Genomic DNA, 7,860 nt, shown 5'->3' on the forward strand with positions numbered 1-7,860 from the left:
AAAACGCTAACCGTTCATTACGGCAGGTGCGATGATCTGCACAATCAGCACCGCTAAATAGGCCACACCAAGTGGTGCAAATGCCGCCTTGAACACCCCTAAAGCGACTATCAGCACGGTTATCGTAATGATAACCTTCACCCCTTCGCTAATCGCGAAAAACCATGCAATCCGTACTGGAACCCCTTCTTCTTTTACCTTTTGGAAGCGGCTAAGTCGCATAAAAATGGCATTTGGTAGCCAACATGCTAGCCCACCAGCAAAAGCAGAAGCGCCCCACTCTATACTTTTGGTACAAAAAGCTACACTGAGAATAACAAAAGTCATTAACTGCAAAAATAACAGTTTCAGTGCCATTCTACCGCTGTAAAGGGATACAGACATGACTTTTGTTTTCTCCCTGTGGTACACCATCACATATCAGGCTTTGCTGAATGTTGTATAAAACTGGCTTTGCTTAAGAGTGTCAAGTGACAAAAACGTGCAAATTATACGGGCCGCCAAAATGAATTCAATCCATAAGTAGCGAAAAAGTGAATAATTATTTAAATTTCTAACTTTGATGCTAGATCGCTCACAAATACCATTTAATATTCTGCAATGACTAATGGTATGACCTCAAAATTAAACGTGATATACATCACATTAAACAAAAATCATTAATTATGTTTATCATTAAATATGTGATAAAAATCTTTTATTTTTTTATCGAAAATCAAACTATTAATATTATAGCTATGAAGTTTTATCTGATATACCGATAAAAAAGATTAAATGATTATTTTCTCACTTTCTCTAAAGTTTATTTATAAAGAAAATCGATAGCAATCTTTGAAAAGAGAAATTCTGCCAATATAAAAATAACGTTGATTTTCTGTGAATCATCAGTAAATAAAGTTGAATTCATGGAAGAGAATAATGAGTAACGCCAGTTACATTTTAACTGTCGTTGGCGTCACTTATTATTTAGATTTTTATTGACAAATAGCAAAGTTAGTTTGACTTAAGTATTACCAGATGACGCTGTTCATCTAACGCTGTGACCTGGAGAGGAACGACAGTGTCGAGCACAATCCCCGTTGGCAATTCAGCCAATTCATCTTCCGGCAATACACCTTTCAAAGCATAAAAACGCCCTTCACGTGGTTTAGAAAGATGGTTGCACCATGACAGCATGTCTTGCAGTGAAGCAAATGCACGGCTAATCACCCCATCAAAAAGAGGTTCGGGAATAAATTCTTCAACCCGGCTCTGTACAGGCTCAATATTGTTTAAGCCTAATTCATGTTGAACCTGACGCAAAAAGCGAACGCGTTTTCCCAAACTATCCAATAAAGTGAAATGGGAATCTGGACGTACAATGGCCAGTGGGATGCCTGGCAAGCCAGGCCCTGTTCCAACATCAATAAACCGCGTTCCACGCAGGAATGGATTAACAACAATGCTATCCATAATATGCCGAACCAGCATCTGTTCCGGGTCGCGGACAGATGTCAGGTTATAAGCCTTGTTCCATTTATTGAGCATGTCAACATAAGCAACGAGCTGCTGTTTTTGTGGCAGTGATAACGTAATGTCAGTTTTCGCCAGCAGTGATTCCAATTTATTAAGCAAAATCTGTCCTCTTAGGCGCTACGACGCAATAAACCTTGTTTTTTCAGCCATACCAGCAAAATAGAAATTGCCGCTGGAGTGATGCCTGAAATCCGTGAAGCCTGGCCAATTGAACTTGGTTTATGGTCATTCAGTTTTGCAATAACTTCATTTGAAAGCCCGCTCACTTGTTGGTAATCCAAATCAACAGGCAATGCAGTTTTTTCATTACGTAACTGTTTTTCGATCTCTTCTTGCTGACGGGCAATATAGCCTTCATATTTCACTTGAATTTCAACCTGATCCGCAGCTTGAGGCTCAGTCAGCCCAGGAGAGAAACGGGGTAACGACGTCAATAATTCATAATTCATCTCAGGGCGGCGCAGCAAATCTTCACCGTTGGCTTCTTTTGATAGCGGTGTTTTCAGCATCTGGTTGATATCCTCTAAGTTATCAGAGTGAGGGTGAACCCAGATATTGCGCAGGCGCTGGCGTTCTTGCTCGATCATGTCAAATTTGCGGCAATAATGCTCCCAACGGAGATCATCCACCAAGCCAAGTTTACGGCCTTGTTCAGTCAGACGAAGATCCGCATTGTCTTCGCGCAGCATCAAACGGTATTCAGCGCGGGAGGTGAACATGCGGTAAGGCTCTTTGGTGCCAAGTGTGCATAGATCATCAACCAATACGCCAATATAAGCCTGATCACGGCGTGGAAACCAACCTTCTTCACCATAAGCATAGCGTGCAGCGTTAAGGCCAGCCAGTAATCCTTGTGCGGCGGCTTCTTCATATCCGGTGGTGCCATTGATCTGACCAGCAAAAAACAGACCGTGAATAAATTTACTTTCCAGTGTTTGTTTTAAATCACGTGGATCGAAGAAGTCATATTCGATCGCATAGCCAGGGCGGATAATACGGGCATTCTCCATGCCTTTCATGGAGTGAACAATTTGCATCTGAACATCAAATGGCAAACTGGTAGAAATACCGTTTGGATAGATTTCGTTACTGGTTAATCCTTCAAGTTCCAGGAAGATCTGGTGAGCGTTACGATCCGCAAAACGCATCACTTTGTCTTCGATGGAAGGACAGTAACGAGGGCCGATCCCTTCAATGATCCCCGCATACATTGGACTGCGATCCAAGTTATTGCGGATCACTTCATGGGTTTTTTCATTGGTATGCGTGATGTAACACGGGATCTGCCGTGGGTGTTGATCAACGTTACCCATGAATGAAAATACGGGTGTGGGGTTATCGCCCAGTTGTTGTTCAAGCTCGCTAAAATCAATGGTTCGAGCATCAATGCGAGGGGGTGTACCTGTTTTCAGGCGAGCTACACGCAATGGCAATTCACGTAAACGGTGAGATAATGAGATCGCGGGAGGATCACCTGCCCGTCCTCCACTGTAGTTTTCCAGTCCGATGTGAATTTTTCCATCAAGGAAAGTCCCTACGGTCAGCACTACAGATTTAGCTTTAAATTTCAATCCCATACGGGTAACAACACCTGTAACTGTGTCGTTTTCAACAATGAGATCTTCAACGGGTTGCTGGAAGATCATTAAGTTAGGTTGATTTTCCAGTGCTGTTCTTACAGCTTGTCGGTAAAGTACTCGATCCGCTTGTGCTCGTGTTGCCCTAACAGCAGGGCCTTTGCTGGCATTGAGTGTTCTAAACTGAATCCCGGCCTGATCTGTGGCTTTTGCCATTAGGCCACCAAGTGCATCGATCTCTTTTACCAGATGCCCTTTACCGATCCCACCAATGGCTGGATTACATGACATCTGGCCCAAAGTATCAATATTGTGAGTCAGTAGTAAGGTTTGACGCCCCATACGTGCGGAGGCCATCGCTGCTTCAGTACCGGCATGACCCCCGCCGATAATGATGACGTCAAAGTGCTCTGGATAAAACATGTGCGAACCTTCAATAGTGAGAATGCTTCATATGCATCAGGGAGAGAATTCTACCCAAGTTTGGAGCTGAGACCAAGAGGTGAGAGATCATCATTAATTAAAAGAAGATCTTTTTATTTAAAGATCTCTTTATTAGATCTTTTATTAGGATCACGATCATCTGTGGATAAGTGGATTTTCCATATAAAGATCATGATACTGTAAAGGATCATTTGCTGTGAATGATCCGTGATCCAACTCAGTATAAGCTGGGATCTAAATGCCTAGTTATTCACAGCCACTTAATTGTAACTTGGTTATTAAATGGATAACTACGGGTTAACCCCTGCTTTTCAGACAAGTTATCCACAGCTGATCGTTATATTTTTAATCAGATCAGAGTAACTTTGCCCACTCTTTAACCCATTCTTCGGCTGGATCTTCGGGAATTTCGTGTTGCAGGATATCGATTTCCAATCGATCGCCGATCCGTTTTGCTCCGTGATCTTCTAATAAGCGTTCCAGTGATCTTATTGCGCCACAGAAGGTGTCATATTCGGAACTGCCGATACCGACGGCTCCAAATGTGATATTGCGGAGATCCGGTTGCTGTTGTGTGATCTGATCCGCCAGAGGTTGGAGATTATCAGGTAAGTCCCCAGCTCCATGCGTTGAAGTAACGACAATCCACAACCCTTCACGTGGGAGATCTTCCAATGAGGGACCATGCAGCATCTTCGTTGAAAAGCCATCATTTTCTAAGATCTCAGCCATATGTTCTGCGACGTATTCGGCGCTACCCATTGTGCTGCCGCTGATTAAGGTTATTGTGCTCATCATGATCCTTGTTAAATTAAAGAATAACTATTGTACGCAGTGAATCTATTGGGATCTACCTGTGGATAATGTGGTTAACTGGTTTTTCGTTTTTAAGGTTTTATTGTCCTCATTATTGGGTTTTGCAGGGAGATCAACGTTTCTGTTGACTGGATTTCGTCAATCGTCTGGATCTTGTTGATAAGTACGTCCTGAAGAGCTTCTATGGATCGGCACATGACTTTAATGAAGATACTGTAGTGCCCTGTGGTGTAATAAACTTCAACAACTTCATCAAGCATGTCGAGTTTCTTCAATGCAGCCGGATAGTCTTTGGCGCTTTTTAATATGATGCCAATAAAGCAGCACACATCGAACCCCAGTTGTTTAGCACTGATATCAACCCGAGTCCCTGTGATGATCCCAGATTGTTTCATTTTTTCTACGCGGACATGAATCGTTCCTGGGCTTACTGCGAATTTTTTGGCTAATTCTGCGTAAGGTGTACGTGCGTTCGCCATTAAAGCATGAAGTATGTCACGGTCTAAATTATCGATCTGATAAATTTCCGCCATTTTCAACCCCTGTTTTTGAATAATATTCATTTTTATAGTGTAAAATTTATCGTTTATAAATCTTATTCACTATTTTTATCATCATATATTGAATTAGTACCTCATTTTGTTGCTTAATCTATATCAACAGGACACAGGGCCACTAAAAAATTTTGAGAGCTGCATCATGAAAACATCCTTTATTGAAAAGCAACAGCAGATTAGTTTTGTGAAATCATACTTTTCCCGTCTGTTAGAGAAAAAACTTGGCTTAATCGAAGTGCAGGGACCTATCTTAAGTCGTCTTGGTGATGGTACTCAGGACAACTTATCGGGTCATGAAAAAGCGGTTCAGGTGAAAGTGAAAACTTTGCCAGACGACACATTCGAAGTGGTTCATTCTCTGGCGAAATGGAAACGTAAGACATTAGGTCGCTTTGGTTTTCAAGCTGAACAGGGATTGTATACTCACATGAAAGCTCTGCGTCCTGATGAAGATCGCTTGACGCCTATCCACTCTGTTTTTGTTGATCAGTGGGATTGGGAGAAAGTGATGGGTGAAGGTCAGCGTTCACTCGACTATTTAAAACAGACAGTAGGTAAAATCTACGAAGCAATAAAAGAAACACAACAAGCAGTAAGTAAGGAATTTGGTCTGGCACCGTTCCTGCCAGATCAAATTCACTTTATTCACAGTGAAGAGCTTCTGAAACGTTACCCTGGTCTGGATGCTAAAGGTCGTGAACGTGAGGCTGCCAAAGAATTTGGTGCCATTTTCCTGATGGGCATTGGTGGTAAGTTGTCCGATGAGCAGGCTCATGATGTACGTGCGCCGGATTACGACGATTGGACTACACCAAACGGTGATGGTTTCTTTGGTTTAAACGGTGACATTATTGTCTGGAACCCAGTTTTGCAGGATGCTTTTGAAATTTCTTCTATGGGTATCCGTGTTGATGCAGAGACGCTGAAACGTCAGCTTGCACTGACTGGTGATGAAGATCGTCTGCAATATGATTGGCATCAAGCGCTGATCAGCGGTGATATGCCACAATCTATCGGTGGTGGTATCGGGCAATCCCGCTTGGTGATGTTGCTGCTGCAAATGGCACATATCGGTCAGGTTCAGTGCGGTGTCTGGTCACCTGAGATTATTGAATCCGTTGAAGGTGTACTCTAAGTTTTAATTTCGCCACCTTCTTTGTAAACGGCTTATAAGCCCGGTATCAAAACACCAGATATAGTCGAATATCTGCATAATACCGGGCTTTCCGTAATGGGAAAGGGAGACCGCATGGAAGCGGTGTTGCTGATGCTGTTGCAGATTTTTTATCTGATGGATTAGGGAGCCTGGCAAACGTTGGGCAATGAAATCTGAAATAACAACAGCATCAGCATCTTCCCAACTATTTTCTTTCATTTTTTCAACGGTTGCATTTAAACAAGATGCCAGATCGGTTCCTCCTCTAAAGGTTTGTCCCAGAAAATGCATTGCTTGAGTGAGTCCATCCGGTGATGTTAAGTCATAATGAATAAGTTGTGTCGAGAACAATATAATATGACAGTGACGATTATCCGCTAGTGCAATACGCATCAAAGCCAGACAGAGTGCTTTTGCACATTGCTCATTAAATTCCCCCATTGAACCTGAAGTATCGACACAAACAATAAATGGTCCTCGAGGTTGTTTTTCATTATGGTGATGTGTAACGGGTTTAAGAGTGGTTTTCGGTTGCCAATCGTCCCCTTGTAGGCGATAGGATAGTAATTTTTTCTCCACCAGCCGCCGGTAAAATTCGTATTCCAACGCTTCAATACCCAGCATAGCCATCTCGGTGGGTAATAACCTTAAGATATCGTCGCTTTGCCTAATCCCGCTAATTTGCTCCGGTATAGTCTCTGGCACCCTTTCAGGTCGGGTAAACGGCTCCAGAATGACGCTTTCTTGAGGGATTGCTTTCGCTGCCTGACTGCGGCCAAGTAATTGCGCCAGTTTTTCCAGCTCAGGTTGCTGTTTAAGAAAGTCAGCATAAAGAGTAAATAGTTGTATATTTTTCGTGGTCAGGTGAAGTTGTCCTTTACTCATATCCCATAATCGGCCTGCCGCGTGATCATTGTGATCAAAGAGGGGATCAAGGTTACCACTGAGTGTTAATCGCTTCTGGATCTCTGCAAATAGTTGCTCTTTTTCTTGTTCTAATAGTGTCTTGTTAAAGGTCGTCGCTTGCAGGATCAGGCTGAGATGCCAGCGTTGGATAAATAACATCTGTTCTGAAGGGGGGTGTTCAGAGAATGCTTTGGATAGTGTATTGGCTTCTTTGGCAAAGGGGGATCCGAGCTGTTGGAGTTTCTTCAGGATATTAGGTAATTGTTGATAGAAATCTGACGTATCAATTGCCTGTATGTGTTGGTATAACTGAAACTCTTCAGCTAATGGAGCAGGGATACGTGTCTCTTTTATTCTCTGCTGCAATGCTTGTTGCCATGAGGGAAGATCTTTCAGCAATGCGTCCTTAAGCCTTGGGAACTTGCCAAAGAAAATAACGAGCTGGGGGGAACCTAACAATACCAAAATGATCTCTTCGATCAGCTCGCTTTCATTGATAGAGAGCAAGAGATCGAGTGTGGCTAGTGTTAACATGTGGGTTTCCCATTGTGGGGCATGTGCCAATGTTGCAAAAAATAATCATGTGCTTTGTAGCCAAACCTCGTAAAATTTAGTCTATATCTTCTATCTTCTTTGGTAAATATCATGAGTTATGGTAATACCTGGTGGGGTAAACAATGGCTGAACGCTCTCACTAATATAGATTAACGCGATGCTCGACTTTCGTGGTGAGTTGAAATGACATAGCCGCTCCTTTATAACTTTAAGTCGCCAAACTGAGAGAAATAAAGGAACAAAGGCTATGTCACAGCAAGATTTTATCATTTGGGTGTTTTGTTGTGTAGATGACAATTTAACGCATTTACAACAAGGTATGCGATTCAGAAGT

General features: G+C 42.5%; 7 protein-coding genes. 1 reads left to right on the forward strand and 6 read right to left on the reverse strand.

The features are described from left to right. Nucleotides 1–6: 6 nt before the first annotated feature. The 5 genes from atpI to asnC form a co-directional block, all read right to left on the reverse strand. The gene (gene atpI / locus ABLA76_RS14115; protein WP_047770896.1) at nt 7–384 is read right to left on the reverse strand and encodes a F0F1 ATP synthase subunit I; all 378 of its coding nucleotides are present in this window, start codon (nt 382–384) and stop codon (nt 7–9) included. Nucleotides 385–993: 609 nt separating this feature from the next. Continuing rightward, the gene (gene rsmG, locus ABLA76_RS14120; RefSeq protein ID WP_047770878.1) at nt 994–1,614 is read right to left on the reverse strand and encodes a 16S rRNA (guanine(527)-N(7))-methyltransferase RsmG; all 621 of its coding nucleotides are present in this window, start codon (nt 1,612–1,614) and stop codon (nt 994–996) included. Nucleotides 1,615–1,625: 11 nt separating this feature from the next. Next, entirely contained in the window at nt 1,626–3,515 is a 1,890-nt protein-coding gene (mnmG, locus tag ABLA76_RS14125) for a tRNA uridine-5-carboxymethylaminomethyl(34) synthesis enzyme MnmG (RefSeq protein ID WP_348988397.1), read from the reverse strand. A 375-nt stretch (nt 3,516–3,890) separates the two neighbouring features. Then, nucleotides 3,891–4,331, reverse strand: a complete 441-nt coding sequence (mioC, locus tag ABLA76_RS14130) for an FMN-binding protein MioC (protein WP_348988398.1) — start codon at nt 4,329–4,331, stop codon at nt 3,891–3,893. Between the two features lie 92 nt (nt 4,332–4,423). Next, entirely contained in the window at nt 4,424–4,885 is a 462-nt protein-coding gene (gene asnC / locus ABLA76_RS14135; protein WP_047770875.1) for a transcriptional regulator AsnC, read from the reverse strand. 166 nt (nt 4,886–5,051) lie between these two features. On the opposite strand from asnC, the gene asnA reads away from it, so the two are divergent. Beyond that, the gene (gene asnA / locus ABLA76_RS14140) at nt 5,052–6,044 is read left to right on the forward strand and encodes an aspartate--ammonia ligase (RefSeq protein WP_047770874.1); all 993 of its coding nucleotides are present in this window, start codon (nt 5,052–5,054) and stop codon (nt 6,042–6,044) included. Nucleotides 6,045–6,047: 3 nt separating this feature from the next. On the opposite strand, the gene viaA is transcribed toward asnA, so the two are convergent. After that, nucleotides 6,048–7,505: an ATPase RavA stimulator ViaA gene (gene viaA / locus ABLA76_RS14145; RefSeq protein WP_348988399.1), complete on the reverse strand. Its 1,458-nt coding sequence runs from the start codon at nt 7,503–7,505 to the stop codon at nt 6,048–6,050. Nucleotides 7,506–7,860: the final 355 nt, after the last annotated feature.

It is taken from the genome of Xenorhabdus sp. SGI240, from assembly GCF_040081915.1.
GTDB lineage: Bacteria > Pseudomonadota > Gammaproteobacteria > Enterobacterales > Enterobacteriaceae > Xenorhabdus > Xenorhabdus bakwenae.